Source organism: Citrobacter sp. R-1.5.2, assembly GCF_035064245.1.
GTDB lineage: Bacteria > Pseudomonadota > Gammaproteobacteria > Enterobacterales > Enterobacteriaceae > Citrobacter.
This window is the reverse complement of sequence record NZ_JASEYC010000081.1, coordinates 1-746: the sequence shown is the minus strand read 5'-3', so window position 1 is coordinate 746 and position 746 is coordinate 1. Positions and strand designations below refer to the sequence as shown.

Genomic DNA, 746 nt, shown 5'->3' with positions numbered 1-746 from the left:
TTTAGTGTATGATGGTGTTTTTGAGGTGCTCCAGTGGCTTCTGTTTCTATCAGCTGTCCCTCCTGTTCAGCTACTGAAGGCGTGGTGCGTAACGGTAAAAGCACTGCCGGACATCAGCGCTATCTCTGCTCTCACTGCCGTAAAACATGGCAGCTACAGTTCACTTACACCGCCTCTCAGCCCGGTACACACCAGAAAATTATTGATATGGCCATGAATGGCGTCGGATGTCGCGCCAGTGCACGCATTATGGGCGTTGGCCTCAACACGATTTTACGACACTTAAAAAACTCAGGCCGCAGTCGGTAAACTCACGCATACAACCGGGCAGTGACGTCATTGTTTGCGCGGAAATGGACGAACAGTGGGGTTACGTCGGCGCTAAATCACGCCAGCGCTGGTTGTTTTACGCGTATGACAGGATACGGAGGACGGTTGTGGCGCACGTATTCGGTGAACGCACGTTGGCCACGCTGGAGCGTCTTCTTGGCCTGCTGTCGGCCTTTGAGGTCGTGGTATGGATGACGGATGGCTGGCCGCTTTATGAATCACGCCTGAAGGGAGAACTGCACGTTATCAGCAAGCGATATACGCAGCGCATTGAGCGGCATAACCTGAATCTGAGGCAGCATCTGGCAAGGCTGGGCAGGAAGTCACTGTCGTTCTCAAAATCGGTGGAGCTGCATGACAAAGTCATCGGGCATTATCTGAACATAAAACACTATCAGTAAGTTGGAGTCATTACC

1 protein-coding gene is annotated in these 746 nt (G+C 52.1%); it reads left to right on the top strand.

Annotated elements, in window-relative coordinates:
• Nucleotides 1–33 precede the first annotated feature (33 nt).
• Nucleotides 34–731 (top strand): IS1 family transposase gene (locus QMN38_RS26680; protein ID WP_223274117.1). Its coding sequence is split into 2 segments (ribosomal slippage): nucleotides 34–283 and nucleotides 283–731, totalling 699 coding nucleotides; the frame shifts between segments, so codons are not numbered across the junction.
• The last annotated feature ends 15 nt before the right edge of the window (nucleotides 732–746 follow it).